Origin of the sequence: Sphingomonas telluris (genome assembly GCF_022568775.1) — a bacterium.
Taxonomy (GTDB): Bacteria; Pseudomonadota; Alphaproteobacteria; order Sphingomonadales; family Sphingomonadaceae; genus Sphingomicrobium; species Sphingomicrobium telluris.
Map to the genome: position 1 here is coordinate 485,285 of NZ_JAKZHW010000001.1, position 23,549 is coordinate 508,833.

A 23,549-nucleotide genomic window follows, 5' to 3' on the forward strand; every position below is an offset into this window, starting at 1 on the left:
CCCAATGTCGAACGCACGCGGACTGGAACCCGATCGCTACTCCAGGTTCGGAATGACGAGGCGGTGAATAGTGCCATTCTCGCTCGATATCACCTCATGGTGCGCGTCGAGCTGCTGCACGAAGCTTTCGACGAGCTTGGTGCCCAGCCCGGCCCGCTTGCTCTTCCCAACCGCGGCGATGCCCCGGCCATCGTCGGCAACGGTCAACTCAAAGGCCCCGCCGCCTTTGCCGCTGACATGCACGCTGCCCGACTGCTCGCCGTTGAAGGCATGCTTGATCGCGTTGGTCACGAGCTCGTTGACGATGATGGAGATGGAAGTCGCGGCATCCGCGTTCGCGGTCACGCTGTCGACCTCGCAAGTTACCCGTATCTCTTCCCGCGACAGTCCGCGGCCGATCTGATCGCAGAGTTCGGTGAGATGTTCGTCCAGACGGATCTGGCCCAGGTCGCCGCTCTTGAGCGCCAGCCGCTCCGATGCGGACGCAATCGCCTGGATGCGATCAGTCACCTGCTGCAGGGCCTCCTTGACCTTTGGCTCCGCGGCGCGCTGCGCCTGCAGGTGAACCAGCGCGAGTACCGTCTGGTAATTGTTGCGCGTGCGGTGATCGATCTCGTTCAGCGCCTTGTCGAGGAGGTCGAGCCGACGCTCACGTTCGGCAAGGCCTTTGTCCACTTCGCGCTGATAGAGGCCGATGATGAGCAGCAGGATGAGCTGTGAAATGGTCGCAACGATGAAGGTGCTGCGCTGCTGCTCGTTCGAAAGAGAAAAAGCCCCCGCCGGTTCCAGGATGTAGATCGACACCAGCATCTGCCCGGCCAGCATGCAGACGAGCCCGCTGCGCCAGCCCCCAATAACCGAGGCAAGTGCCGTGGCAATGAACACCGTCGCGTAGGGGGCGACGCCGCCGAGAATGGGCGTAAGGTTCGCGCGAACGAGAAAGGCGATGAACGCAAGCGCCAAGCCCACCGCGAGTTCCAGGAGCGACGGCGGCACCCGGTCGGCGAAACGCTGCGGCAATCGCGAATGAAGGATCTTCCGGATCGTGGCCCCCGCCAGTCAAAGAGTTCCCGTCGAAGCCACTGTATATCAAGCGGGAATTTCCTGTCACCGATACACGCGCACAAAAGCTTCTAACATATGTGTAGACCGACATGTTATTGACAAACATCGTTATTCTGACGGTCGGCGGCGTTCCGGGAGAGAATGGCCCCGCGACTCCGCGGTGGAGATGGTCTTTGGGAAGGGTATCGGCTTCAAGTTTCTTCATCAAACCACGACGAAGTCAGCCGCGGAGATCGTTAGGCTGCTCGACAGCGTGGCAAATTGGATCTGTGCCACGCCGCCTGCACCGTCCGGATCGAAATAGAGCGAGCCCGTAAGCGGGTCGTAGATGACACGGTCATCCGCCTGCTGCGCCGAGGCTCCAGCGACAAAGGCGCCAACAGTCAAAGCTCCAACGCTCAAACCATAAAAGATCGTATCCTCAAGGAGGATGGTGTCATCGACCGCATTGAAATCGTAGATCCGATCAACGTTGGCCGGTCCAAGGGGCGTGCTGAAAGCGAACTTGTCGTTCCCGGCGAGGCCCCACAGTGAGTCCGCGCCAGACTTTCCCTCGATGATGTTGTTGCCAGCATTGCCGACGATGGTCTGGGCCAAGCCGTTGCCGGTGAGATTGATGCTTGGCGTTCCGCCATCGGATGCAGTTCTCAGCAGCTCGATCGATGCCTCCGGCTGAAGAACGTAGCTGACGCTGCTGAAAACGGTGTCGGTCCCTTCGCCGGCACGCTCGAGGATGACCGCCGAACTGTGGGTCACGAAGTAGTTGGTATTGGCTGCCGCAGTTCCGTCGGCCTGCAGCTTGTACGTCCCGGTCATGCTGCCAACGCCGGCTAATTGAAGAACGTAATCGCCAGCCGATGTCGTCGTGAAGGTCAGGCTGGCATCCAGTCCGACGCCGCCGTCATCGTTCGAGCCAATAACCGCTCCTGTCGGCCCGAGTACTTTAAGCGTGGAATCCGCAAGTACGGAGTAATTGCCACCGAGGGAGCTCAAGCCCAACATGTTGAGGGTGTAAGTGGTGTTCGCAGCGAGCGAGAGAACGACGCTGTCGACCTCGCCCTTCACACTAATGGCGGCGTTCAAACTGTAATCAGGCGCGTTCAGAGGCAGCTTGTCACCCGAGACCGTTCCGTTCAGCTGGTCGAGAAGATATGCCGCGCCCAACGCATTCACTTGAGCTGTCGGGTGAGCCTTGTCGAAGAAGACGACTGTGCTCTGATTGAGCGGATAGATCTGCGAGGCCGGGTACAAGTCATCGATCTTATCGATCACTTGTGCCGCCATCTGCGTGAAGCTCACGTAGCGGAACTCTACGTCGGCCGGTAATTGAAGGGCCGCGACCCTGGACTGGGTCATGCTGTCCAGCAGCGCCGAATATTGTGTGGCGACGGCCCGCCGTGCCGCTTCGTCCGTGAGGCCGTTGTAGTACGGCTGAATGCCAATATCGGGCACTCCGATCACGAGCACGTGATTTACGCCGTCCTCGATCGTCTGGAGAATTTCGTGGATGAACTTGTCGGCCGCTTTGGTCAGCGTCGCAGTGGCGGTCGCGAGGCTGGCCCAAGCACCTGTTTTAGGGACGAGATCGTGCACATCATTGGCACCGAATGCGAACAGGTGAAGGGCGTTGGGGTCCGCATCACCGTCGACGGCATCGCGCCAGGCATCCGTCTGACCGTCAATGTCGGGAACCTTCTCGTCGCCACGCCGCATCTGGGCTCCGCCGTACGCGAAATTTAGATTGTTACCCGTCGGGTCGGATGCGAACGGCGCTATTCGGACGCCGAGATACGGGTCCTTATACTCGTAAGGGAAGACGGGCTTCGTCGCGACGCCGATGTACTTGTTGCTGATCAAGTCGGCGAACGTGAACCCGTTCGTGAACCTGCCGGCGTAATACCCCTTGGCAGCGGCGGGTGCTGCATCGACGTCCTCGGTAAAGGGCAGGCTGCCGTACCAGTTGGCTAGACCGAGTGCGTTTCCGGGGTCGACCAGACTGTCGCCGAACACGATGACACCGGAGTAGCCCATGACCTGCCTCTCAAGCCTCGACTCAGTCGCCGGTACGGATTGAAAGCCAAAATGCTTTATATTTCAATTGGATATTGATTGAGCTGCTTAGCGCACCTTCGCCAGCGGCCGTTGAAATCGTACGGCGTCCGGAAAGAACCGCGGCCAGACTCTAACTTTCCGGTCCCCGCACCAAAGTTCAGCCGTCGTGGTGGGTCATCGGGTTCAACGCGGTTTTTTCACTAGGGCGTTGGTCACGGTTTTCGTCCTGGGCCGCCGGGCGAATGTATGGCTTTTGACCGCCCTTTTCACGCTCATAGTAATCGGGTTCGTCGTACCCTGGTGATGTCCTTTCGACCCGTAGCGGATACTCGTGATGGGTCGTAAGTCTGCGGCATGGCCGACATTCGAAACATCGTGATCCTGACAGGCGCCGGCGTATCGGCGGAGAGTGGCCTCGCCACTTTTCGCGGTCCGGATGGCCTTTGGGAGGGGCATCGCGTCGAGGACGTCTGCACACCCGAGGCATACCGACGCGACCCGGCTCTGGTGCATGCCTTCTACGACGCCCGCCGCGAGAAGCTTGGTACGGTGCAGCCGAATGGGGCGCACAAGGCCTTGGCTCGGCTCGATGCCGAATGGCGGGGCGACCTGCTGCTCGTCACCCAGAACGTCGACGACCTGCACGAGAGGGCGGGGTCGAGGCGCCTGCTCCACATGCATGGGGAGCTTACCCGCGGCTGGTGCCTGGCCTGCGGCGAGAAGTTCGCGTGGGAGGGGCCAATGGGCGAAGGGGCTGTCTGCCCCGACTGCGGTGCCGCTGGTCACGTCCGGCCGGATATCGTCTGGTTCGGTGAGATGCCTTACGACATGGAGCGGATCGACGAGGCGCTTCAGCGCGCGGACCTGTTCGTATCGATCGGAACGTCAGGCGCAGTCTATCCGGCGGCCGGCTTCGTCCAGACTGCCCGCTATTGCGGCGCGAAGACGCTGGAAATGAACCTCGAGCCCAGCCTCGGCAGCTATTTCTTCGATGAGAGCCGGACCGGTCCGGCGGGCAAGCTGGTGCCCGAGTGGGTGGACGAGCTGCTGGGCTAGTCGGCCCATTCCAGGCCGATCTCGCGGTAGATCGAGCGGTCCTCGTCCCAGCGCGGATTGACCTTCACGTGCAGGAACAGGTGCACCTTGCGGCCGAGGTGGCTCATGATTTCCTCGCGCGCGCCTGCGCCGATGGCCTTCAGCCGCGACCCCCCCTTGCCGATCACGATCGCCTTCTGGCTGTCGCGTTCGACGAGGATCTGCTGGTGGATCACCGTTGAGCCGTCTTCCCGGTCCTCCCAGCTCTCGGTCTCGACGACCGTCGCGTAGGGCAGTTCCTGGTGGAGCTGGTTGACGACCTGCTCGCGCGTCAGTTCGGCCGCAATCATGCGGTCGGTGGCGTCAGAGACTTCGTCTTCCGGGTAGAGCCAAGGCCCTTCGGGCATAGCCTCGGCAAGCGCTTCCTTGAGGTCGGACACGCCTTCGCCTTGCGCCGCGCTGATCATGAAGACCTTGTCCGGGTTCAGCCGCTCCGTCAGCGCCGCGGACAGACCCAGGAGCTTGGGCTTCTTCACGATGTCGACCTTGTTGAGCGCGATCCACAGCGGATGCTGGCGCTCCTGCAGGCTTTCAACGATCCGCTCGACTGCACGGTTCAGGCCAGCGTCGGCATCGATGACGAGCAGGATGAGATCCGCGTCCCCGGCACCGCCCCATGCCGCGGCGACCATCGCGCGGTCGAGCCGCCGCCGCGGTTCGAAAATGCCGGGCGTGTCGACGAGGAGGATCTGCGACGTCTCCTTGATCGCAATGCCCATGAGACGGGCGCGGGTGGTTTGAGCCTTCGGGCTGACGATGGCGACCTTCTGCCCGACGAGCGCATTCACCAGCGTCGACTTGCCGGCATTCGGAGCGCCGATCACGGCGACGAAGCCTGCGCGAGGTGTGGCGTCGGTCATTGCACCTTCTTCAACAGTTCGGCGGCCGCGGTGGTTTCCGCTTCCTGCTTGCTCGATCCCTCCGCCGTGGCGTCCCCCAGGCCCGGGACGGACACGCGGACGGTGAAGCGCGGGGCATGGTGCGCGCCGCTCTTGCGTTCAAGCTCATATTCCGGGGATTTGAGGTTGCGGGCCGCGGCGAGTTCCTGAAGCGCGGACTTCGGATGCTTCGGCGCCTTGCCCTGCGATTCGACGAAGGGCTCCCAGGCGCGCCGGATGAAACTTTCGGCCTGCTCCAGCCCTGCATCGAGCAGCATTGCCCCGAGCAGCGCTTCGACGACGTCGCCGACGACGTTTTCGCTCCAGTTCGCTCCATCCTCGCGCGCCTGCTTGCCGACATGGATGACTGCTGGAAGCCCGAGGCCGCGCCCGATCTCGCCGCACGTCTGGCGCGCCACGAGGTCGTTGTAGCGGCGGGAGAGTTTGCCTTCGGGCTCATTCGGGAAGCGCTCGCAAAGCCAGCGGGCGATGACGAGGCCGAGGACGCGGTCTCCGAGGAACTCGAGACGCTCGTAGCTATCCTTCCCGACGCTTGAATGGGTGAGCGCCCGTTCGAAGAGCGAGGAGTCCTTGGGCCGGTATCCGAGTGTGTCCTGAAGGAACTTCGCGGTCTCGCTCATTGCTCTTTGCCGCTGAATCCGTTGCCGATCCGGTCGCGTCTAAGCGCGCTGAACCAGGTCCACGGCTTCGCATACTCGGCGGTCCCGTTGGTGGACCAGAAGACGGTCGTCGCCCGACCGATCAGGTTTTCGACGGGGACGAAGCCGATGCCGCCTTCCGCAGTCGTGAAGCGGCTGTCGAGGCTGTCGTCGCGGTTGTCGCCCATCAGGAAGACATGGCCGTTGGGCACCTTGATCGGCGCGACATGGTCGGCGCGCGGGTTATCGACCTGATCGATGACGCGGTACGACCGTCCCGCCGGCAGGGTCTCGCGATAGATGGGGTACAGGCAGGCCGGTTCGCCGCTGTCCGTTTGTCCAGTCATCGCCGTTGCACCCGAGACGACCCGGCATGGGCTGTTAGCCGAGATCGGCATCGCGAACGTGCCCTCCTGCTGACGCGGGATGGGCCGCCCGTTCACGATCAGCATGCCGTCCTGGACCGCGATCGTGTCGCCCGGAAGCCCAACGACGCGCTTGATGTAATCGTCTTCGCTGCCGGGAACGCGGAAGACGACCACGTCGCCGCGCTTGGGCAAATCGCCGAACAGGCGGCCGTCGAAGGAAGGGATATCCCAAGGGAAACTGTAGCGCGAAAAGCCGTAGGGCCACTTCGCGACGAGGACGTAGTCGCCGATGTACAATGCGGGCAGCATCGACCCGGACGGAATGTTGAAGGGCGCGAAGACGAAGCTCCGGATCACCCAGGCGATCAGGAGGACTTCCACGACGAGGCGCAGCAGGCTGCCCCGGCGCTCCTTACGACCATCCCTTGCGCCGGCCCGGCGAGCATAACTGAATGCCATCGCTTGAGCTTCTTTCGGGGCGGACCCCCCGCGTCAAGCGGGGATGGTTTTTGCGCGGCGCCTGACTATGACGCCCGGCATGACTGGAAAGGCTTGGGACGCGATCGACGCGTACGACGTGAAGCCGCTCGCAACTCTGTTCGAGCGAGACGACAACCGAATTGCGTCGTTCAGCGAGGAAGTCGCCGGAATCTATTTCGATTGGTCGAAGACGCATCTGTCGGCCGACCTGCTTGCCGCGTTCACGAGCATTGCCGAGGCCCAAGGCTTTGCAGCCCTTCGCGATTCCTTCTTCCAGGGCGGAATCGTAAATCCGACCGAAGGCCGTCCCGCCGAGCATGCAGCCGAGCGTGGAACGGGCGCGCCGGATGCCGTGGAGCTGGCCGCGAGCCGACGCGCGCGGATGCGGGCTCTGGTCGACGCGATCGAGGCCGGAGCCTTCGGCGAGATCACCGGCATCCTGCACATCGGGATCGGCGGCTCGGTGCTCGGCCCCGCGCTCCTGGTCGATGCTCTCGGCCGGCGGCTGGAACGGCTGGAAGTGCGTTTCCTTTCGAACATCGACGGCGAGGCGTTCGACGATGCGGTCAGCATGCTCGACCCGGAGACGACGCTCGTCGTTGCCGCGTCCAAGACGTTCACGACCGCCGAGACGATGGCGAACCTCAGCGCGGCGATGGAATGGCTGAAGGAAGGCGGCGTCGACGACCCCTACGGGCGCGTCATCGCGGTTACGGCTCGTCCAGAAGCCGCTCTCGAAGCGGGGATCGACGAGAGCCGCATCCTGCAATTCTCGGAAGGCGTGGGCGGGCGTTATTCGCTGTGGAGCGTTGTCGGCCTGTCGGCGGCGCTGGCGCTCGGCTGGAGCGTGTTCGAGGAGCTTCTCGAAGGCGCCGCGGAGATGGACCGCCACTTCCGCTATGCGGAGCCTAGCAAGAACGTGCCGCTCGTGGGTGCCTTCATCGACAGGCTCTACGTGCGCAAGTTCGAATGCCAGACCCGCGGGGTGTTCGCTTACGACGAGCGCCTGCGGCTGCTGCCCTTCTACCTCCAGCAGCTGGAGATGGAATCGAACGGTAAGTCGGTGAAGGTCGACGGCTCGCCGGTCGGTCAGCCAAGCGCTCCGGTCACCTGGGGCGGGACGGGCACGGACGCTCAGCATGCGGTGTTCCAGCTGCTGCACCAAGGCACGGTTCTGGTGCCGGTGGAGTTCGTTGCGGTGACGGAGGCAGAGGACTCGCTTCCCCCCGCGCATCATCGGCAGCTTCTCCTCAACGCGTTCGCGCAGGGTGCCGCATTGATGGCGGGGCGGCAGAGCGACGATCCGCACCGCAGCTATCCGGGCGACCGTCCGAGCATTACGGTCCTCCTCGACCGGCTCGATGCGCGGACGCTTGGCGCGCTGCTGGCGTTCTACGAGCACCGGACCTTTGCCAACGCAGTCCTGCTCGGCATCAATCCGTTCGACCAGTTCGGCGTTGAGCTCGGCAAGGAAATCGCGCGCAAGCTCGACGAGTCCGCCGACGACGACAGCTTCGACCCGTCCACGCGTGCGTTGATCGAGAGAGCGGGGCTGTAATGGCCGACTTCGACCTTTTCGTTATCGGCGCCGGCTCCGGCGGAGTGCGCGCAGCGCGTGTCTCCGCCGCCTATGGTGCGCGCGTCGCCATCGCCGAGGAATATAAGGTCGGTGGGACCTGCGTCATTCGCGGCTGCGTTCCGAAGAAGCTGCTCGTCTACGGCGCGCATTTCGCCGAGGACCTGGACGATGCTGCGATGTTCGGCTGGGACGTGCCGAAAAAGAAGTTCGACTGGGCGGTCCTCCGCGACAACGTGCTGAGCGAAGTCGGTCGGCTGGAAGGCGCCTACACCGAGACTTTGACCAACCACCAGGTCACGGTCTTCAAGGAACGTGCAGTACTGACCGGGCCGAACTCCGTTCAGCTTGCATCCGGCAGAACGGTCACCGCGGACAAGATCCTGATCGCCACCGGCGCCCGGCCGCTGATGCCCAACATCCCCGGCATTGAGCACGCCATCAGCTCCAACGAGACCTTCCATCTTGATCAACTGCCCAGGCGGATCGTGATCGTCGGCGGCGGCTACATCGCCAATGAGTTCGCGGGTATTTTTCACCAGTTCGGAAGCCACGTGATCCTGGTGAACCGGACGGACGTGCTGCTGCGCGGCTACGACCAGCAGGTCGTCGACCGGCTGATGCAGATTTCCGTCAAGAAGGGCATCGACTTCCGGTTCAACTCGACGATCGAGGAAATCACGAAACGCGACGACGGCACTCTGCACGTCCGAATGACCGGCTGCGACGATATCGAGGCCGACCAGGTGCTGTTCGCGGTAGGCCGCCGACCGAACGTCGAGAACCTCGGCTGCGAGACGGCGGGCGTCGAGCTCGGCGAGAAGGGCCAGATCAAAGTCGACGAAGACAATCGCACCAGCGTGCCCTCGATCTTCGCGGTGGGCGACGTCACGGACCGCATCCAGCTGACCCCGGTCGCGATCCGCGAGGGTCATGCGTTCGCGGACACCTTCTTCGGCAACAAGCCGCACCGGGTCGACTATTCCTGCGTGCCGAGCGCCGTCTTCAGCCACCCGCCGCTTGCGGGAGTCGGGATGACGGAAGGGCAGGCGCGCAACCGACTTGGATCAGTGAAGACGTTCGTGTCCGACTTCCGGCCGATGAAAAACGTGCTGGCGGGCCGGAACGAGCGCTCGCTCTACAAGCTCGTGCTCGACGGCGAGACCGACCATGTGGTGGGAGTCCACATGATCGGCCCGGATGCACCGGAGATTCTCCAGGCGGCTGCTGTCGCAGTGAAGGCGCGGCTCAAGAAGGCCGACTTCGACGCGACGATCGCGCTCCACCCGACCATGGCGGAAGAGCTGGTCCTGATGCGCTAGCGGTTGCGGGAGGCGGCGACCCTGCTGCCGTCACCACGCAACAGCTCGAGCCCGGTCACGGCATTGCCCGCAACGTTGAATTTCACGTGCGTCACCGGGTCGTCCTCGAACGAGAATTCGTTCGGCGCGATGGCGACCATTGCGATCTTGGGGCCGTTTCCGCGCTGCCAAAACAGCTTCCCGTTCGTGAGGCTGACCGACCGCTCGCCATAGGCACCCGCATAATCGTTCAGCGGGAGCGCCGTCGCGACCGGATTTAGCTGCGCGTCGAGCACGGCGGCGCGCGCTTCGAGGACGCGCTTGTCTTCTCCCGTGGCGGTCCTGGCGATGCGCTTCAGGGCGTGGACCTGGGCAACCTCGAGGGCCTTGTCCACGTCGACCTGGGTCGTCGGCGCTATGCCGACGCCTTCCCAGTCCTTGCCGGTCGAGGCGAGAACGGCACGGCCGACGGAAACGCTGATCACGTAGCCGCCGGTCACCGGGAAGAAGCTGTTGCGGAAGCCCGCGCCGGCCGTGTTCTCGCCGATGATCTCGCCAAGCTTGAACCCGGCGACGTGGCCGATAAATTCCTCGGCGGCGCTGGCGCTGTTGCCGCTGGTCAGCACGTAAAGCGGCTTCCCGATCAGGCGGCCGGCCGGGAGGTTCGGCAGGCTCGATAGCTTATCGACCTTGTTCGCGCCCATGTAGAAGGTCACGATCGGCGTGCTGGGCTTCAGGAAGTGGCTGATCAGGTACTGGACCGCGTCTGGGCTGCCACCGCCGTTGCGGCGCAGGTCGATGATGATCGCATCGCCGTCCCGCAGGAAGCGGATCGCGTTGTCGTAGGCCTCGGCGGTCGGCTTGCCGCCCCAGAAGAAACCGAGCGTCTCCATGTAGCGAATGTTTCCGGGCAGGACCTTGAGCTGAAGGATGCCGTGGTTGAACTGCGTCGCCTGGTGCAGCTCTTCGGGGCTCGGAGGGGCGTCATCGTCGCCCGCTCCGGGCGGCCGGGCGGCGAGGCTTGCCTGCTCGCGTGGATCGTAGTGGATGCCGAGATGCTTGTCGTGCGCGACGGCGGTCATATCCTCGTTGAGCCGCGCTGCGAGATCGCCGGGGTCGCTGACGTTGTAGCGGCCGGCCTCGAGCCCCTTGGCCAGCGCGGCGTCCAGCTTCGGACGGACATCGGCGAGCACGTAGTTGGCGGCGATGATGCGGCGGACGTCCGCTACGACCGCCTTGGCGTCCACCTGGGTGGCGCTCGCAACAGGCGCGGGCGCGGGTTGTGCCGCATTGCTCGCCGCCGAAATGCCGAGCGTCGCGGCACCGATCATCAAGGTCACGTACTTCATCTCCGCACTCCGAAAACACCTGTAGGCGTATTACTAGAGCAATACGGTAGCCAAAAAGCGCAAAGTCGCGGTTGTTCATGCCAAATTTGTGCGCGGCTGTCGGCTACTGGACGCGGGCAGGCCGCCCCTTTAGGCGGAAAGCTTCGATACCGGTGGGGACTGGATGGAATTCGACGTCATCATCATCGGCGCGGGTCATAACGGCCTTACCTGCGCCTATTATCTCGCTGCCAAGGGCCTGAAGGTCGCGGTCTTGGAAGCCGCGGAGACGGTAGGCGGGGCCGCTGTCACCGACGAGTTCCTGCCGGGCTTCCGCAATTCGGCGGCGAGCTACACCGTCAGCCTGCTCAATCCGAAGGTCATCCGCGACCTGGAGCTGGAGCGGCACGGGCTGAAGGTCGTCCTTCGCAAGACCGACAATTTCCTACCGGGCGACGGGCAGTATCTGCTGTCCGGCCGCAACGGGCTCACCCGCAAGGAGATCGCGCGGCATTCGAAGCGCGACGCGGAAGGCTACGACCGCTACGTTTCCGACCTCGACGCGGTCGTGGGCCTGCTGAAGAAGTGGCTGCTCCGCGCCCCACCGAACGTCGGTGCGAAGCTGAGCGCGCTGCCGAAGGTCCTGACGCTGGGCAAGGACATGGCCGGGCTCTCGCTCGCCGAGACGCGCATCGTCCACGATTTCGCGCTGCGCAGCGCGACCGAAGTGCTCGACCGCTATTTCGAGACGGACATCGTCAAGGCGTTGTTCGGCTTCGACGGCGTCGTCGGCAATTTCGCGTCGCCGAACGCGTCGGGAAGCGCCTACGTTCTTCTGCATCATCTGTTCGGCGAGGCCGCCGGCGTTCCGGGTGCCTGGGGCCATGCGATCGGTGGCATGGGCTCGATCACTCAGGCGATGGCCCGCGCTGCGCGAGAGAAGGGCGTGGACATCCTTCTTGGGACGCCGGTCGAGGAGATAATCGTCGACAAGGGCAAGGCAGCCGGCGTCGTCGCGGGCGGCAAGGCGTGGCGGGCGAAGACCGTCGTCGCGGGCGTCAACCCGAAGCTGCTGTTCGACCGGCTGATCCCGCAGGGCGCGGTCGATGCCGACGTCCAGAACCGGATGCATCACTGGAAGGGCGAAAGCGCGACCTTCCGCATGAACGTGGCGCTGTCGGAGCTGCCGAAGTTCACCGTGCTGCCGAAGAAGGGCGACCATTTGACCGCCGGCATCATCATGGCGCCGAGCCTCGGCTACATGCACCAGGCCTGGCTCGATGCGGAGCTCAACGGCTGGACCAAGAACCCGATCGTCGAGATGCTGATCCCGTCGACGCTGGACACGACGCTGGCCCCGCGCGGCAAGCATGTCGCGTCGCTGTTCTGCCAGCACTTCCGCTACGATCTTGGGCCCGGCCGCAGCTGGGACGACGAGCGCGAGAAGGCGGCGGATGCGATTATCGCCAAGGTGGACTCGCATGCCCCGGGCTTCGCCAAATCGGTCATCGGGCGGCAGATCCATTCGCCGCTCGACCTCGAGCGCCGCTTCGGCCTGATCGGCGGCGACATCTTCCACGGCAAGATGAGCCTGGACCAATTATTCAGCGCACGCCCGATGATCGGTGCAGCCGATTATCGCATGCCGCTCAAGGGCCTCTATCTCTGCGGATCGGGCGCGCATCCCGGCGGTGGCGTGACAGGCGCGCCGGGCCATAATGCGGCCCACGCCGTGCTTGCCGACCGCAAGCCGTGGAGCAGGCGCAAGCCGTGAGCCCACCGCTTGCCGGCATCCGCGTGCTCGACCTGAGCCGCGTCCTCGCCGGTCCCTGGTGCACGCAGCTTCTCGCCGACCTCGGCGCGGAGGTCATCAAGATCGAGCGCCCCGGAGCGGGAGACGATACGCGACATTGGGGTCCGCCGTGGTACGGCGACGGAGAAGACCGCGTCGCGGCCTATTTCCTCAGCGCGAACCGAGGGAAGAAGTCGACGGCAATCGACTTTGCGAAGCCTGAAGGCGCCTCACTCGTGCGCAAGCTCGCCGAGCAGAGCGACATCGTCGTCGAGAACTTCAAGGTGGGCGGTCTCAAGAAGTTCGGATTGGACGCGGAGAGCCTGCGTGCGACGAACCCGCGCCTGATCGTCGCGTCGATCACCGGCTTCGGTCAGGACGGCCCCTACGCCGAGCGCGCCGGGTACGATTACATCATCCAGGCCATGGGCGGGCTGATGAGCATTACCGGCCAGCCCGACGGCTCGCCCGGCGGCGGACCGATGCGGGTTGGCGTTGCGGTCGTCGATCTGTTCACCGGACTCTACACAGCCGTCGCGATCCTGGCGGCCTTGTTCCGGCGCGAGCGGAGCGGGGAGGGCGCGCACATCGACGCCGCGCTGTTCGATACGCAGCTGGCGGTGCTCGCCAACCAGGCGTCGAATGCCCTGGTCTCCGGCAAGGACCCGCCGCGGCAGGGCAACACACACCCCAACATCGTGCCGTATCAGCCGTTCGAGGCGGCCGATAAGCCGCTGGTGATTGCGGTGGGCAATGATCGCCAGTTCGCAAAGCTTGCCGCGATCTGCGGCCATCCGGAATGGCCCAGCGACGAGCGTTTCGCCTCCAATGCCGCGCGCGTCGCGAACCGGGCGGAGATGGTGAAGCTGGTTTCGGAGTGCATCCGCCAGAAGTCTGCAGACGAATGGTTTGCCGAGTTGGAGGCTGCGGGTATTCCGGCGGGTCCGATCAACACGATCACTCAGGCGCTGCACGACGTCCAGGCGCAGCATCGACAGACGGTCAGGACGATTGCCGGGATGCCGCTGGTCGGATCCCCGGTGCGGCTGGATGGAGAGCGGGCGGATTCGGACCTGCCGCCCCCGGGCCTGGGCGAGCATACGGATGAAGTGCTCCGAGCCCTTTCGCTCGACGTTTCGCAGATCGCGCGCCTTCGCGCGGACGGCGTCGCAGGCTAGGCGTTACTTCTCGTCGCTCAGCGCTTCGACCAGCACGTCGAGCTGGTTTTGGCAGCCGCGATCGACGAGCACCTGCGCTGCATCGACCGCTTCCGCAGGCACGGCGGGCATCATCGCGAACTTCACCTTCTGCGCCTCTGCGCCGTCGGCCAGGGCGAGCTGATATTCCGCGCCATCGCTAATCGGCACGGCGGCCGGCCAGTCGATGACGGCCTTGCCTGCGGGCCAGTCCACCGTCGCTCCCGCGCCCGCACCCTTGCTGATCGTCAGCTTGGTCGCTGCGGCGGAGTCCGGCCGCCACATCTTCAGCCCTTTGCCGGCGACGCAAATCGTTCCGCTCTGCGTCACGTCGAGGTTCCACGGGCTGGGGTTGAGCGTGAGGTCGCCGGAACGCATTGCTCCGAAACGGCCGCGCTTCGACGCCGCCATAGCCAGCTCCTGCGCTCCGCCCGATGAGGCGGGGAAGGTGCCGGGTCCGCGAAGCGTCCGCGCGCTGTTGCCGCCAACCAGCGTGACGCTATCGCCCGGCTGGAGCGCGAGCTTCGCCGTGTCCGGAAGCGCCTTGCCGGGCGGATAGGCCTTGGCCGACGGTCCGACGGACCGAACCACGAGAGCCTTCGCGAAAACCGCATCCGCGCCGAGGACCGCCACGCAGGCCATTGCCGCGAGTATCGTCATCCGCCAGTTCATCGTCAGCGCCTCCCTCGCTTTCGCCCTACTGGGCGTTTGCGACATTATATTTCACGGCCTCCATCAGCGTCAGGCAGCGCCGCGTGGACTTGTCCCCGTCGCCGGCCGCGACCGCCTTCTGCTTGTACATGACCTCCGTCAGCAGCTTGCGCGACACGCCCATCTTGATGAGGAAGTCGTTGTCCTCGCTGGCCAGCATCGCGGAGTCCTGCTCGACGTCGCCGATGACCTGAGCGGCCTTGTCGGCGCTCTGCGCGACTTCGGCGTGCACCGCCTCCTTGTCGCTGAGGTGCGTGAACATGTGCACTGCGAAGATGCCGCCGTCGTCGACGAAGCGGATGGGGCCGCCCATGAACATGAAGTTGCAGGCGGAGAAGCAGGCCCAGCCTTGCGGGATCCGTGTCGGAATGCCGGCCTTGCGGATCATCGCGCCGGCTTCGTTTCCGACGCGCGCATCACCGCCCGGGGAGCGCAGCCAGATTTCGTCGACGGGGTTATTGTCTTTCAAGGCCTGCTGCAACCGCGTTGCCGCATCGGCGTCGATGCGGCCCTCCGCCTTGAGGATGCGCCGCGCCTCGGTCTTTTCCAGCGTGAACCGCATCTCGCGATACGTCGACCAGTTTAACGTCCGCGGGCAGGACGGATTGTCCGGGTCAGGCGGGATCGCCGCGATGGCAGTCTCCACCTCCGTGGCGGTGAGGCTCACCGCCATGAGCAACGCGAGGGCACTCACGCTACGCTTTCTTGTAGCCGCTATCGCCCTTTCCGCGGCACATCTTCTTCGGAACGGTGGTCTCTTCACCATCGATGATCACCACGTCGGTGACGGTCATGCACTGCGTACCGTCCGCAAGCGCTTCCTGGCCTGTCACTTTCGAAGAACCCGTGACGTTCTGGCGCGTCTCGCTGGTCCACTTCACTTCGGTCCCAACGCCGCCGCGAATGGCTTCGTTGGTCGCGTCCGCGGCCTGCTTCTGTTCCTTGCAGTCGAGGAGCTTCAGCAATTCGTCCGCGACGATCGAGCTTACCGGCACCAGCGAACTGGCAACGCCGCCCGCACGGCCGAGCACGCCGCTGGCCAAACCGCCGAGCATGCTTCCGAACATCGAGCGCTTTGCTTTCTTCTCCGCGGTATCGGCGCATTTGCCTTGTTCCTGCACGGCGCCCTGGACGGCCGGGATCGCTGGAGTAGCCGGAACTGCCAGCAACAAAGCGGCAATGATCGATACGCGAAGCATGGACTCGTCCCCCTGAGACAGACCTCAAATTATGCTTGCATTATAAGGGGGTCAATCAAATCGCGTTTAATCTGCGTTTCGTTCTCGGCCAGCGGACGAGGTCGCAGCCGGCAAACGGCATTCGAGGGCCTCGATCCGCCCGATAATGACTCGCTCCCGCTCGTCGCGGCGGGTGACGACGCGAATGGCCCGTGTAATCGGGCTGGCGACCTCGACGAGGGCCTTCTGCTCGTCCTTGCTCAGCAGGGAGCCGTCGGGACGCGGGCCGATCAGGAGCCAACCGATGGGATGATCGTCGGTCGCCGTCTGCAGCGGGACGCGGATCGGGAAGAGCTTGTCGCTGACGCTGCAGAGTTCGTCCTTGCAGCCTTCGGGATCGAAGCCGGTCAGCCAATTCTCGACGCTTTCCGGCGACGTCCCGCGAATGGCGAGTATCTTGCCTTCGACAATCACGGTGGTGCGCGTCGTGCGCGTTCCTTCTTCGATGCGCCGGAGCGTATCGTCCAGCAGCTCGTCCATCGACGCACTCTCGCGCAGTTCGCGGACACAGTCGGGCAAGTCGTCGCGAAGCTTCACCAGGTTGCGCTGGAAGCGTTTCTCGGACCAGCGCTGGATTCGCTCCTGCAGCGGGCTGATGACGACCGTCGCGATGGCCGCGGCGAAGACGACCGGCGCCGTGCTGCCCGTATTCCCGTAATAGTTGAGGATGAGCTGCTTCAGCCCGTCGGCCGTGGCGGCGAAGACTGCCGCGACACCCAGGGTGATCAGCGCGAAGTTGGCCGAACGGCTGATGACCGCTTCCGCATCGTAGAGCCGAAAGCGCAGCAGGGCGACCAGGAGCCCAAGCTGCAGCAGCAGGAAGGCGAGGCCGAAGCTCAGCCCGGCGATCAGCTCCAGCGAAAGCTGCGCGCCGAAGGAGTGAACGCCGAGCTTTGCGCCGTCGCTGGCGAAGGCGATGCCGAGGAACAGGCCGTACCCGGAAAAGCCGAGCAGGGCCCATTTGATCTGCTGGCGTGCTGGGCTCGGCGGCGTGTTCTGCAGCCGCCATAGCAGGGTCAGGACACCGGCCATCATGAAGAGGACGAAGGCCGCGCGGTAGAGATCGCCGGACAGGAAGAAGAGCACCGGCAGCAAAGCGAGTATGGCCAAGGTCGCGCGCGGACGTAGCTCGCCGAAGGGGAAGAGAAGGATGCCGGCCAGCAGGCAGATGTTGCCGAGATCGTAGATGCGCTGGTGCAGCCATTCGGGGACGTGGGCGACGAACGTCAGGAACGCGGCGGAAGGCTGCTCGGAAATGATCGTCAGCAGGACGGCGAGCGACAGGACGGAGCTGATCAGGTCCTCGCGCTTGCGCCTGTGCAGGATCCACGCCGCGAAGATCAGGAACGGGTAGGTGAGGACGTGAAGCAGATCGACGACGCTGAGAAGCACGGGAGGAAGACCGGCGGAGCGGGCGGCCTGGGCGACATGGTCCTCGCTCGCCTTGACCGTGAAGTCGCGCTCGCTGCCATCCTTCGAGCGCACGCGCAGCGTGTAATCGGAATCGTCGCCGCCTTCGATGATCGGCGTGAACATCGCATAGTCGGTCTCGGTCGCGTCATGCGGCCGTTCGAGCCCGCGCTTCGAGATCGGCACGACCTTGGCGATCGGAAGGCCATTGATGGCGACGATATCGTCTCCCGGCTTTACACCCGCGGCCTTGGCAGCCTGGCCGACGGGAAACCGGACGGTGGTGAGATCGTCTTCGGAGAGAGCGAGACCGACGCGGCTGCCGGTGATCAGGACGGAATTGTCGGCCGCCTGGTCGAAGCGGAACCAGATACCCGCGATCGGTCCCACGATGGCGAGCAGAAGCGCCGGGACCCAGAGGACCTGGAAGAGGATCAGCCAGCGGCGATTGAGGTCGGGAATGCGCTCCGGCAAGCGGAGCCATGAGCAGCGCCCTGGGTCGAAGCCCATCGCGGAATCCGTCGCCATGCCAGCCTACGCCCCTGTTTACCCCTGCACCTCAATAGCATGGGCGCGCGGCAGGAATAGCAAACTCAGCCGTCGATGCGTTCTTCGCCGTACCGGCTCTTGATGAAGCGCCCCTGCGTTTCGAGCGCCTGGACGTCGGACCGGGCGAGCTTGTCGGAGATTTCGGCGAGCGCGGCACGGCCTGCTTCCAGACCCTCGACGAGTCTTTCGTCGACCGTCACGTCCTCGCCGTCCTTCTGCGAGCGGTAGGCCGGCGGCACATTGACGTAGCGGTCGATCAGGCTTGGCAGATGCGTCGACATAAGCCGGCGAGCATCCTGAGCTTCCGGATTTAGATCGTCGATGCGCTCCAGCGTTTGCCTGAGGGAAGGCAGGATCGAGCTGATGGCGTCGAGCTTCGCCTGCGCGGGAGCGGGCAGGGCGGCTCGCTGGCGGTAGATGTAGGAGTCGAAGCGCTGAACCATCTGCCCGTTGGGCAAATCTGCGGGGGGCGCGGCCGGACCCCTCGACTGCGAAGGCATGAAGCCCAGCACAGCCGCGATGCCGATCGCGATGCCGACGGCGGCGAGGAAGCCGAACATGCCGATCGGCACGATCAGGCCGACAATGATCGTAATCAGGCTGACCACGCCAATGGCGACACCAACCCTGGCGAAGCGACGAACGAGGTCGTTGTTCAGCCTCTGCCGTTCCCGTCGCGCTGCGTCGCGCACCGCTCCGTCACGTTCGTCGAGCTGCCGCATCACGCGGTCGGCCCGGGCAATCACTCTGTCGAAGCGTTCGGTCGTCATTTGCTCTCAATAGGGGTCAGCGGGGAGGTGGCGCCTTCCAGCTTGCCCTGGTTCACGCCTTCCGCGCGGGCGATGTAGCCCTTTGACTTCTCCACCTCGGACGAAAGCGTGTTCACGGTCTGCTTCATGTTGTCGAGCGCCTGGAGCTTGAACCGGTCGATCTGGTCCATGGTTTCATAGATATTCTGGAAGGCGCGCTGCAGCGTCTCCAGCGGAATCGTCGAGGACGCCGCCTGCTCGTGGATGGCGCCCGTCTGCGTGCGCAACATCTCGCCTGTGCTGTCGATCATGCCCGCCGTGGTCGTGTTCAGCGCGGTGATCTGCTGCAGCACGAGCTTCTGGTTCGTCATAGCCTGCGCGACGGTGACGGCCGTGCGTAGTGCCGACACCGTGGTGGTCGAGGCGCGATCGACGCCTTTCACCAGCTCGACATTGTTCTTCTTGACTAGGTCGAGGGCGAGATAGCCCTGCACCGTCACGGCCATCTGCATCAGCAGATCGGTTGTGCGCTGGCGCGTATAGAAGAGGGCGCTCTCGCGGATCGCCTTTGCTTTCGCTGGATCGGTCGCATCCAGCTCGTTCGCCTTGTCCTCAAGCTGTTTGTCGAGGCTCTTGGATATGTGAACCATCTGCTCGAGCTTGTGCATGGTCTTCCACAGGCCCGCGCGCTCGGTGTCGATGGCGGCATTGTCCATCAGCAGCTCGTCCTTGCCGTTCGCGAGGCTGCCGAGGATCTTCGAAATATGCGTCTGCGAGCTGCGGTATTTGTCGAAGTAGCGGTCGACCTTGTTGCCGAACGGGATAATGCCGAGGAGCTTGCGCGTCTTGCTCGCTTCCTTCGGATCGAGCGATTCCACCGTGCGGCGAAGCTCGGTCAGGTCAGCGCCTATGCCGGTGTCCTTGTCGATCGCCTTGACCGGGCGGTCGAGGAAGCGGTTCGAGGCGCCTGCGGCCTCCGCAATCTCCTTGCGGCCCATGGCGGTCAGCTGATCGACCTTCTTGCCGAATTCGGGGCTGTTGGCGTCCAGCGCGGCGAGTTCGTCGACGAATTGGGAGACGCGCTTGTCGAGCTCGGTCGTCTCCTCGGTCTTGAGCGGAACGAGCCCGGCCGCTTCGGCAGGAGCGATGGGGTTCAGGGCCTCGGGCGGATCGAGCTTGAGCTTCGTTTCCGTCTTCGTCGTGGTCTCCGGTTCCGTCGCCATCAAAGCTTCCTCATTCTCTCCGCTCGGCTCTGGTCAGCGTGAACGGCTGACTTGGAGCGCGCAAGCGTAACTTCACTGTATTATAGGAATAAGACGGCAGGGTTCAAGCGGCGCGAGAGCGCAGTAGTGACCTTCCGTTAACCGAAAGTTTGAACGTTTCGCACACCTTACTGACCGTAGATGAACTCCATTGCGCATCATTGGGTGAGACAGGTCTGATGATTTCGTTCCTGAAAAGACTTGCCCGCGACCGTAAGGGCAACGCGCTGCTCGTGATGGCAGCGGCACTCCCGCTCGTTATGGGTTCTGCGGGCCTTGCAAGCGACACCATCCAGTGGGTTCTCTGGAAGCGTCAGTTGCAGCGCGCCGCGGACTCGGCGGCATTTGCCGGCGTGTACGCCAAGTTCCAGGGCCAGGACATTCCGAGCGCGGTGAGCACCGACCTCTCGAAGAACAACCAGACGCAGATCGCTCTGGTGAGCGGCTATCCGGGCATCACCTATCCGGCGAACACGTCGAGCTACAACAATGCTGTGCGGGTGGTCCTTGCGGTGCAGAAGCGGCTGAGCTTTTCTTCGCTGTTCCTAAGTTCACCGCCCATGATCACGGCCGAAGCGACGGCCGCGGCCATCCAAACAGGCGATTATTGCGTCGTCAGCCTGGAGAATACTTCTACCACCGGCATTAGCGTCGGCGGTAACTCCAACGTCGATCTCGGCTGCGGGATGATCACCAACTCGACGTCGCTGGACGCGGCGGTTGCCTTCGGTAGCTCATACGTCGACGCGAGCCCGATCGCCGCGGTCGGCGGCCTGGATGCCACTGATAACTGGGCGGCCGGAACGCAGCTTCTGCCGTTCACCCTGGCTCAGCAGGATCCGTTCAAGGACGTCTATCCGCCGTCGGCACCGTCGACGTGCAGCAACGATCCGAACGTGTCGCCAAGCCAAACGCTGACGGACATGACAGGCTCTACGTCGAGCACCAACGACGATGCCCTGCAGCCCGGCTGCTACCGAGGGTTCACCATCAAGGGCACCGTCAAGCTGCAGCCCGGCGTCTACTATATCGATGGCGGCGATTTTAACGTCAACTCAGGCGCTTACGTCGAAGGCACTGACGTGACGTTCGTCCTGACCAATAGCAACGCGGCGTCGACCAGCATCGGCAACGTCGACATCAACGGCGGCGCGACGATGAAGCTCAAGGCGCCGGACAGCGGCACGTACTCGGGCATCCTGTTCTACCAGGATCGCCGCGCCACGGACTCACAGACGTCAAAGATCAACGGCAACAGCTCGTCCTTCTTCCAGGGCGCCATGTATTTCCCCAGCCAGCCGGTGATCTTCAACGGCACCGCCGGGATCAACACCAACTGCATGCAGCTGGTGGCGCGCCGAGTGACCTTCACCGGCAATTCGGCAATCAACAACACCTGTCCCGCAAACAGCGGATCGGGCAGCTTCAAGGGCCGGCACATCCGGTTGGTGGCATGATGACCTGGCTTTCAGCACTTCGCCGCGACAAGCGCGGTGCCGCCGTGATCGAGCTGGGAATGGCAGCCCCGGTGCTCGCCGTCCTGATGATCGGCATGGTCGATCTCAGCCGCGGCTACTCGGCCAAGCTTCAACTGACGCAGGCCGCACAGCGTTCGATCGAGAAGGTCATGCAGGGCACGCAGAACACGACCGTGTACCAGGCTCTGACGACCGAGGCCGCCACGGCTGCAGGCGTTCCCACTACGGACGTGACCGTCGATTGGTGGCTGGAGTGCAACGGCACTCGCCAGACCAACTACAACACCAATTGCCCGAACGGGAACACCTACGCTCGCTACCTGACCGTCGAGGTGCGCAAGAAATACACACCGATGTTCAAGACGCGTTACGCCGGGTTCGCCGGCGGCAATTCGGACGGGTCCTGGACGTTGAAGGGCAAAGCAGGGATCCGCGTGCAATGATGATCCGCCGCCGCATTCTGCAGGATCAAGAGGGCGTCGCCGCCGTGGAGATGGCGATCGCGCTGCCGATCCTGGTCGTTTTCATCTGGGGCATCTTCCAGATCGGTCTGCTGTTCCAGGCGAACGCCGGAATGCAGCATGCTCTCGGTGAAGGTGCGCGCTACGCGACGATCTTCCCCACGCCAACCGACACGGACATCCGCAATCGCGTGCTGGCGAAGAAGTTCGGCACGTACAACGGCAATCTGGGTTCGCTCCAGATTGCCGATACGTCGAGCGGTGGCGTCGTGCAGTACAAGGACATGACGCTGACCTATAACCAGCAGATGCACTTCCTCTTCATCCCGGTCACGACGGTGACGCTGACCCGGTCGAAGAGGGTCTACATGCCGACCTAAGCCGGTTTCGCCCTGCTGGCGAAGAAGGCGGTGATGGCGTCGCGGACCTCCGATGAGGTCAGCCGTTCAGCAAAATGATCATTCTCGAGCTGCATGCGCTCGAGCACCTCGTCCGTGTCTCCGCGGCGGAGCAGGTCTTGCGTCAGCCGCAGCGCCTGCGCTGGCTTGGCGATCAGCGCTCCAACGATCTTCGAGAGCGTCTGAGCAAGCTGCCCGCTTGGCGCAATATGACTGACCAGGCCGAACTCGAGGGCGTCCTCGGGACCGAACGGCTCCCCAAGCAGCAGGTGACGTGCGGCGCGCCTTCGCCCAGCAAGGCGCGGCAGCAGCAGTGAGCTGGCCGCCTCCGGAACGAGCCCAAGATCGACGAATGGCATCAGGAAGCGTGTTCCTTCCTCCGCGACGACGAGGTCGCAATGGAAGAGCATCGTCGTTCCGATGCCGACGGCATTGCCGTGCACGGCCGCGACGATCGGCACCTGGTTCTTCGCCAGCACCCGAAGGAGCCGCCAGACGGGGATGTCCGAACCGTCGCGCGGCATTTCCGCCATGAAGTCGGCTAGATCGTTCCCCGCGGTGAAATCCTGCCCTTCGCCCTCGAGCGTGATTACGTGAATAGAATCGTCGCCGGCAGCGGATTCTATCGCGTCCGCGAACGCAGCGTACATGGCCACCGTGATGGCATTGCGCCGCTCGGGCCGGGCCAGTGTGACCCTGAGCACGGCACCGTCGCGCTCGATCCGAACATGCTCGCTCATGCCGCCCTCCCGAATCGGGTGACTGAAAGGCAGTCACCGGCTATGCGGCCCCAAATCCAACAAAGCCGGGATCTACGCAAACCATGAAGTTCTTCGCCGACACGGCCGAAATCGCCGAAATCCGCGATCTGGCCGCGACTGGCCTGCTCGATGGTGTCACCACCAATCCGTCGCTCATCCACAAGTCGGGCCGCGACTTCCTCGAGGTCGTGCGTGAGATCGCCGGCATCGTTCCCGGCCCCGTGTCCGCCGAGGTGGTCGCTCTCGACCATGGCAGCATGATGCGCGAGGCCGAGGTGCTGCGGAAGATCGCGGACAATATCGCGATCAAGGTTCCGCTGACCGAGGACGGCCTCAAGACCTGCAAGGCGCTCACGAGCGACGGCACGATGGTCAATGTCACGCTCTGCTTCTCCGCGGTGCAGGCGCTGCTGGCGGCGAAGGCTGGCGCGACCTTCATTTCGCCGTTCGTCGGGCGTCACGACGACATCGGCTTCGACGGCATGCAGCTGATCGCCGACATCCGCCTGATCTACGACAATTACGATTTCGACACGCAGATCCTGGTCGCGAGCGTCCGCCATCCGGTCCACGTACTGGAAGCCGCGAAGCTGGGCGCCGACGTCATGACGGCGCCGCCGAAGATCATCCACCAGCTCTTCAAGCATCCATTGACCGAGAACGGCATCAAGAGCTTCCTCGCCGACTGGGACAAGACCGGCCAGAAAATCGGCTGAAGACAGCGCCAGGAACGCACCGCTTC

At 63.9% G+C, this 23,549-nt stretch carries 21 protein-coding genes and 1 pseudogene; 9 read left to right on the plus strand and 13 right to left on the minus strand.

Annotation, left to right across the window (positions count from 1 at the left end):
• Positions 1 to 36: 36 nt before the first annotated feature.
• Positions 37 to 1,020, minus strand: coding sequence for a histidine kinase dimerization/phosphoacceptor domain -containing protein (locus tag LZ016_RS02520; protein ID WP_241445631.1), 984 nt, complete (start codon positions 1,018 to 1,020; stop codon positions 37 to 39).
• A gap of 249 nt (positions 1,021 to 1,269) precedes the next feature.
• A complete protein-coding gene (locus LZ016_RS02525) occupies positions 1,270 to 3,096 on the minus strand; it encodes an SGNH/GDSL hydrolase family protein (RefSeq protein ID WP_241445633.1) in 1,827 nt (608 codons plus the stop codon).
• Between the two features lie 375 nt (positions 3,097 to 3,471).
• Between LZ016_RS02525 and LZ016_RS02530 the strand changes: the two genes are divergently transcribed.
• The gene (locus LZ016_RS02530) at positions 3,472 to 4,173 is read left to right on the plus strand and encodes an NAD-dependent deacylase (RefSeq protein ID WP_241445635.1); all 702 of its coding nucleotides are present in this window, start codon (positions 3,472 to 3,474) and stop codon (positions 4,171 to 4,173) included.
• Here the strand turns inward: LZ016_RS02530 and era are convergent.
• From era to lepB, 3 genes are read right to left on the minus strand one after another with little or no spacing between them, the layout of a single operon-like run.
• Positions 4,170 to 5,072 (minus strand): GTPase Era, encoded by a 903-nt coding sequence (era, locus tag LZ016_RS02535; protein WP_241445637.1) that lies wholly within the window; start codon positions 5,070 to 5,072, stop codon positions 4,170 to 4,172. The genes LZ016_RS02530 and era overlap by 4 nt on opposite strands.
• On the minus strand, positions 5,069 to 5,731 hold the full coding sequence (rnc, locus tag LZ016_RS02540) for a ribonuclease III (protein WP_241445639.1): 663 nt from the start codon (positions 5,729 to 5,731) through the stop codon (positions 5,069 to 5,071). The genes era and rnc overlap by 4 nt, the downstream gene beginning before the upstream one ends.
• Positions 5,728 to 6,576 carry a signal peptidase I gene (gene lepB, locus LZ016_RS02545; RefSeq protein ID WP_241445641.1) on the minus strand — a complete coding sequence of 283 codons (849 nt, stop codon included), beginning with the start codon at positions 6,574 to 6,576 and terminating at the stop codon, positions 5,728 to 5,730. Before lepB ends, rnc begins: the two co-directional genes overlap by 4 nt.
• 79 nt (positions 6,577 to 6,655) lie before the next feature.
• Between lepB and pgi the strand changes: the two genes are divergently transcribed.
• Positions 6,656 to 8,155: a glucose-6-phosphate isomerase gene (gene pgi / locus LZ016_RS02550; protein WP_241445642.1), complete on the plus strand. Its 1,500-nt coding sequence runs from the start codon at positions 6,656 to 6,658 to the stop codon at positions 8,153 to 8,155.
• Positions 8,155 to 9,495 carry a glutathione-disulfide reductase gene (gorA, locus tag LZ016_RS02555; RefSeq protein WP_241445643.1) on the plus strand — a complete coding sequence of 447 codons (1,341 nt, stop codon included), beginning with the start codon at positions 8,155 to 8,157 and terminating at the stop codon, positions 9,493 to 9,495. The genes pgi and gorA overlap by 1 nt, the downstream gene beginning before the upstream one ends.
• On the opposite strand, the gene LZ016_RS02560 is transcribed toward gorA, so the two are convergent.
• Positions 9,492 to 10,823: a S41 family peptidase gene (locus LZ016_RS02560; RefSeq protein ID WP_241445644.1), complete on the minus strand. Its 1,332-nt coding sequence runs from the start codon at positions 10,821 to 10,823 to the stop codon at positions 9,492 to 9,494. The genes gorA and LZ016_RS02560 overlap by 4 nt on opposite strands.
• 157 nt (positions 10,824 to 10,980) lie before the next feature.
• Between LZ016_RS02560 and LZ016_RS02565 the strand changes: the two are divergent.
• Both LZ016_RS02565 and LZ016_RS02570 read left to right on the plus strand, forming a co-directional pair.
• Positions 10,981 to 12,576: pseudogene (locus LZ016_RS02565) on the plus strand (phytoene desaturase family protein); the annotation flags it as partial.
• Positions 12,573 to 13,772 (plus strand): CaiB/BaiF CoA transferase family protein, encoded by a 1,200-nt coding sequence (locus LZ016_RS02570; protein ID WP_241445646.1) that lies wholly within the window; start codon positions 12,573 to 12,575, stop codon positions 13,770 to 13,772. The pseudogene LZ016_RS02565 and the gene LZ016_RS02570, both read left to right, overlap by 4 nt.
• A gap of 3 nt (positions 13,773 to 13,775) precedes the next feature.
• Here LZ016_RS02570 and LZ016_RS02575 read toward each other — a convergent pair whose 3' ends face one another.
• The 6 genes from LZ016_RS02575 to LZ016_RS02600 form a co-directional block, all read right to left on the minus strand.
• Complete coding sequence (locus LZ016_RS02575) at positions 13,776 to 14,450, minus strand: hypothetical protein (protein ID WP_241445647.1); 675 nt, start codon at positions 14,448 to 14,450, stop codon at positions 13,776 to 13,778.
• Between the two features lie 37 nt (positions 14,451 to 14,487).
• Entirely contained in the window at positions 14,488 to 15,195 is a 708-nt protein-coding gene (locus LZ016_RS02580) for a COG3904 family protein (RefSeq protein WP_241445648.1), read from the minus strand.
• A gap of 1 nt (position 15,196) precedes the next feature.
• On the minus strand, positions 15,197 to 15,700 hold the full coding sequence (locus LZ016_RS02585; RefSeq protein ID WP_241445650.1) for a hypothetical protein: 504 nt from the start codon (positions 15,698 to 15,700) through the stop codon (positions 15,197 to 15,199).
• 66 nt (positions 15,701 to 15,766) lie between these two features.
• A complete protein-coding gene (locus LZ016_RS02590) occupies positions 15,767 to 17,677 on the minus strand; it encodes a PDZ domain-containing protein (protein ID WP_241445653.1) in 1,911 nt (636 codons plus the stop codon).
• Positions 17,678 to 17,742: 65 nt separating this feature from the next.
• On the minus strand, positions 17,743 to 18,468 hold the full coding sequence (locus tag LZ016_RS02595) for a hypothetical protein (protein ID WP_241445654.1): 726 nt from the start codon (positions 18,466 to 18,468) through the stop codon (positions 17,743 to 17,745).
• Complete coding sequence (locus tag LZ016_RS02600; RefSeq protein ID WP_241445656.1) at positions 18,465 to 19,670, minus strand: toxic anion resistance protein; 1,206 nt, start codon at positions 19,668 to 19,670, stop codon at positions 18,465 to 18,467. The genes LZ016_RS02595 and LZ016_RS02600 overlap by 4 nt, the downstream gene beginning before the upstream one ends.
• A 218-nt stretch (positions 19,671 to 19,888) precedes the next feature.
• Here LZ016_RS02600 and LZ016_RS02605 point away from each other — a divergent pair, with 218 nt between their 5' ends.
• Genes LZ016_RS02605 through LZ016_RS02615 form a run of 3 tightly spaced genes read left to right on the plus strand, consistent with a single transcriptional unit; the run spans position 19,889 to position 22,028 of the window.
• The gene (locus tag LZ016_RS02605; protein ID WP_241445658.1) at positions 19,889 to 21,166 is read left to right on the plus strand and encodes a pilus assembly protein TadG-related protein; all 1,278 of its coding nucleotides are present in this window, start codon (positions 19,889 to 19,891) and stop codon (positions 21,164 to 21,166) included.
• Positions 21,166 to 21,630 (plus strand): TadE/TadG family type IV pilus assembly protein, encoded by a 465-nt coding sequence (locus tag LZ016_RS02610; protein ID WP_241445660.1) that lies wholly within the window; start codon positions 21,166 to 21,168, stop codon positions 21,628 to 21,630. Before LZ016_RS02605 ends, LZ016_RS02610 begins: the two co-directional genes overlap by 1 nt.
• Positions 21,627 to 22,028, plus strand: coding sequence for a TadE/TadG family type IV pilus assembly protein (locus tag LZ016_RS02615; RefSeq protein WP_241445662.1), 402 nt, complete (start codon positions 21,627 to 21,629; stop codon positions 22,026 to 22,028). The genes LZ016_RS02610 and LZ016_RS02615 overlap by 4 nt, the downstream gene beginning before the upstream one ends.
• On the opposite strand, the gene LZ016_RS02620 is transcribed toward LZ016_RS02615, so the two are convergent.
• Positions 22,025 to 22,786, minus strand: a complete 762-nt coding sequence (locus LZ016_RS02620; protein WP_241445663.1) for an enoyl-CoA hydratase-related protein — start codon at positions 22,784 to 22,786, stop codon at positions 22,025 to 22,027. The genes LZ016_RS02615 and LZ016_RS02620 overlap by 4 nt on opposite strands.
• Positions 22,787 to 22,869: 83 nt before the next feature.
• Between LZ016_RS02620 and fsa the strand changes: the two genes are divergently transcribed.
• Positions 22,870 to 23,523, plus strand: coding sequence for a fructose-6-phosphate aldolase (fsa, locus tag LZ016_RS02625; protein ID WP_241445664.1), 654 nt, complete (start codon positions 22,870 to 22,872; stop codon positions 23,521 to 23,523).
• Positions 23,524 to 23,549 lie beyond the last annotated feature (26 nt).

Excerpts from the sequence above, each read along its gene's own strand:
- LZ016_RS02620 (WP_241445663.1), bottom strand. The coding sequence starts at position 22,786 with ATGAGCGAGCATGTTCGGATCGAGCGCGACGGTGCCGTGCTCAGGGTC.
- LZ016_RS02600 (WP_241445656.1), bottom strand. The coding sequence starts at position 19,670 with ATGGCGACGGAACCGGAGACCACGACGAAGACGGAAACGAAGCTCAAG.
- rnc (WP_241445639.1), bottom strand. The coding sequence starts at position 5,731 with ATGAGCGAGACCGCGAAGTTCCTTCAGGACACACTCGGATACCGGCCC.
- gorA (WP_241445643.1), top strand. The coding sequence starts at position 8,155 with ATGGCCGACTTCGACCTTTTCGTTATCGGCGCCGGCTCCGGCGGAGTG.
- LZ016_RS02530 (WP_241445635.1), top strand. The coding sequence starts at position 3,472 with ATGGCCGACATTCGAAACATCGTGATCCTGACAGGCGCCGGCGTATCG.
- lepB (WP_241445641.1), bottom strand. The coding sequence starts at position 6,576 with ATGGCATTCAGTTATGCTCGCCGGGCCGGCGCAAGGGATGGTCGTAAG.
- LZ016_RS02575 (WP_241445647.1), bottom strand. The coding sequence starts at position 14,450 with ATGACGATACTCGCGGCAATGGCCTGCGTGGCGGTCCTCGGCGCGGAT.
- LZ016_RS02560 (WP_241445644.1), bottom strand. The coding sequence starts at position 10,823 with ATGAAGTACGTGACCTTGATGATCGGTGCCGCGACGCTCGGCATTTCG.
- fsa (WP_241445664.1), top strand. The coding sequence starts at position 22,870 with ATGAAGTTCTTCGCCGACACGGCCGAAATCGCCGAAATCCGCGATCTG.
- LZ016_RS02590 (WP_241445653.1), bottom strand. The coding sequence starts at position 17,677 with ATGGCGACGGATTCCGCGATGGGCTTCGACCCAGGGCGCTGCTCATGG.
- LZ016_RS02615 (WP_241445662.1), top strand. The coding sequence starts at position 21,627 with ATGATGATCCGCCGCCGCATTCTGCAGGATCAAGAGGGCGTCGCCGCC.
- LZ016_RS02525 (WP_241445633.1), bottom strand. The coding sequence starts at position 3,096 with ATGGGCTACTCCGGTGTCATCGTGTTCGGCGACAGTCTGGTCGACCCC.
- era (WP_241445637.1), bottom strand. The coding sequence starts at position 5,072 with ATGACCGACGCCACACCTCGCGCAGGCTTCGTCGCCGTGATCGGCGCT.
- LZ016_RS02595 (WP_241445654.1), bottom strand. The coding sequence starts at position 18,468 with ATGACGACCGAACGCTTCGACAGAGTGATTGCCCGGGCCGACCGCGTG.
- pgi (WP_241445642.1), top strand. The coding sequence starts at position 6,656 with ATGACTGGAAAGGCTTGGGACGCGATCGACGCGTACGACGTGAAGCCG.
- LZ016_RS02605 (WP_241445658.1), top strand. The coding sequence starts at position 19,889 with ATGATTTCGTTCCTGAAAAGACTTGCCCGCGACCGTAAGGGCAACGCG.
- LZ016_RS02585 (WP_241445650.1), bottom strand. The coding sequence starts at position 15,700 with ATGCTTCGCGTATCGATCATTGCCGCTTTGTTGCTGGCAGTTCCGGCT.
- LZ016_RS02610 (WP_241445660.1), top strand. The coding sequence starts at position 21,166 with ATGACCTGGCTTTCAGCACTTCGCCGCGACAAGCGCGGTGCCGCCGTG.